Genomic DNA, 2,413 nt, shown 5'->3' with positions numbered 1-2,413 from the left:
TGACGGCGCTCATCGAAATTCCCCAGTGATGCTCATCTGAATTCCCCACCCGTGTGGCACCGCCAGAGTAGGCGGGCCTCCCGTGATGCTGATGGTCTCTGACCACTCACCAACTATCTCGGGAGGCCCGCTTTCATGTTGACACGGGAGAACGATGTGGAAGTACATGCACTACACAAACGGGGGTGGACGATCTCGGCGATCGCCCGCCACACCGGGCACGACAGGAAAACCATTCGCGCCTACCTCAACGGTGAGCGCAGCCCGGGCGAGCGTAAGAAGTCGGCGGCGGATCCGTTCGAGCCGTTCCTGGCCTACGTCACCGCGCGTCTGGTTGAGGACCCACATCTGTGGTCACGGACGTTGTGCGACGAACTCGAGGACCTCGGCTACACCCAGTCCTATCCGACATTGACCCGCCAGATCCGGCAACGTGGCCTGCGCCCGACATGTGAGGCGTGCGCCCTGGTGACGGAGCGGGCGAACGCGGTCATCGAGCATCCGCCGGGTGAGGAGACGCAATGGGATTGGGTGGAGTTACCGAACCCGCCGGACGAATGGGGTTGGGGTTCAACAGCATTCCTGCTTGTCGGGTCGTTGGCGCATTCCGGCAAATGGCGGGGCTACCTGGCGCCGGATATGACTCGCCCGCAGGTGATCGCCGGGATCGACCGCATCACCCGCCGACTCGGCGGGGTCACCAAGTCGTGGCGATTTGACCGGATGGCGACGGTTTGCCACCCGTCGACCGGCGCGTTGACCGCCGAGTTCGCTGGCGTGGCCAAGTATTACGGGGTCTCGGTCGATGTGTGCCCACCTCGCAGAGGCAATCGCAAGGGTGTGGTGGAGAAGTCCAATCACACTGCTGCACAACGCTGGTGGCGCACCCTTCCCGACGAGACGACACCCGAACAAGCGCAAACCAGCTGCGACACCTTCTGCCGCACCCGCTCGGATGCACGGATGCGCCCGACCTCTGATGGTCGGGCGAGTGTGATCACGGTGGCCGCTCGCGAACCGCTCAGCGCCCCACCAGCGGCTCCGTATCCGGCCACGCTCACCGAGATGCGCACGGTATCGCGCCAGGCGCTGGTGGCGTGGCGCGGCAACCAGTACTCGGTGCCGCCGGAGGTGGCGATGAGTGAAGTCACCGTGAGCGAGCGGCTCGGGGACGGACACATCGACATCGCCACCGATTCGGGCATCGTGATCGCGCGGCACCGCCTCGCCACGCCCGGGTCGGGCGCCCAAGTGCGTGATCACGGGCATGTCGTCGCGCTGGAGACCCTGGCCAAAGCCGGCGCCTCCAGCAGCCGTCGGCCGCATCGCCGCAAAGAACGTATCCCACCCGGCCAGGCCGCCCGAGACGCCGCAAACACACTGCGCCACAACACAACCAACACCGACGATACCGGCCCGCAGGCATCGATCATCGACATGAGCGTGTACGAACGCGCCGCACAGAACAGGACCCACCTCCCATGACCACCAACACCAACACCGACACCGACAATGCTGGGCTGGACTCTTCGAATAGTGTTGGGCCACAGTCACAATCAGCGATCTCGGTCTACCAGCAACTACGCGGACATCTCGCCGTCCTCAAACTCGACGCCGCAGCCGAAGCCCTGCCCCAAGTCTTGGCGGCCGCCAGCGAGCACGAGTGGTCGATGACCCAGACTCTCGAGCACCTGCTGGGCATCGAGGTCGATGCCACCGAAGCCCGACGGCTTGCCGGGCGGTTGCGGTTCGCGTGCCTGCCCACCCCGGCCACGTTGGACGGCTTCGACTACGACGCCGCGCCCGGCGTGGACCGGGCGCTGATCCGCGAACTCGGGACGTGTGCCTACCTCGAATCGTCGACGAACGTGCTGCTCATCGGCCCGCCGGGTACGGGCAAGACGCATCTGGCGGTCGGGCTTGCGAACGCCGCGGTCCACGCCGGCTATCGCACCTATGTGACCACCGCCGCCGACCTGGCCGCACGCTGCCACAAAGCCGCGATCGAAGGACGTTGGGCCACCTGCATGCGATTCTTCGCCGGACCCACCTTGCTCGTCATCGACGAGCTCGGCTACCTCCCATTGCCGGCCGAAGCCGCTTCAGCCTTGTTTCAGGTTGTGGCGCAACGATATTTGAAAACATCCATCGTCATCACCACCAACAGGTCCGTCGCCGAATGGGGCGAAGTGCTCGGTGACACCACCGTCGCCGCAGCCATGCTCGACCGGCTGCTGCATCGCTCCGTCGTGCTCAAACTCGACGGCGACTCCTACCGGCTTCGTGACCATCACGCCCGCACCCACAGCCAGCGCACCGCCACCGCACCCACCAGAAGGTCGCTACAGTAGAAACCGCCCACGGGTGGGGAATTTCAGTGAGCACACCTGGGGAACTTTCTTGAGCCTCGTCA

At 65.1% G+C, this 2,413-nt stretch carries 2 protein-coding genes; both read left to right on the top strand.

The features are described 5' to 3' along the window. Positions 1 to 135: 135 nt before the first annotated feature. Positions 136 to 1,485, top strand: coding sequence for a Mu transposase domain-containing protein (locus tag A5785_RS03400; RefSeq protein WP_005202509.1), 1,350 nt, complete (start codon positions 136 to 138; stop codon positions 1,483 to 1,485). After that, positions 1,482 to 2,351 carry an IS21-like element helper ATPase IstB gene (istB, locus tag A5785_RS03395; protein ID WP_005202502.1) on the top strand — a complete coding sequence of 290 codons (870 nt, stop codon included), beginning with the start codon at positions 1,482 to 1,484 and terminating at the stop codon, positions 2,349 to 2,351. Before A5785_RS03400 ends, istB begins: the two co-directional genes overlap by 4 nt. Positions 2,352 to 2,413 lie beyond the last annotated feature (62 nt).

Source organism: Gordonia sp. 852002-50395_SCH5434458 (assembly GCF_001665905.1).
Lineage (GTDB): Bacteria > Actinomycetota > Actinomycetes > Mycobacteriales > Mycobacteriaceae > Gordonia > Gordonia jacobaea.
Note: the sequence above shows the minus strand (reverse complement) of the source record. Positions and strands in the feature narration are given on the sequence as shown.

Excerpts from the sequence above, each read along its gene's own strand:
- istB (WP_005202502.1), top strand. The coding sequence starts at position 1,482 with ATGACCACCAACACCAACACCGACACCGACAATGCTGGGCTGGACTCT.
- A5785_RS03400 (WP_005202509.1), top strand. The coding sequence starts at position 136 with ATGTTGACACGGGAGAACGATGTGGAAGTACATGCACTACACAAACGG.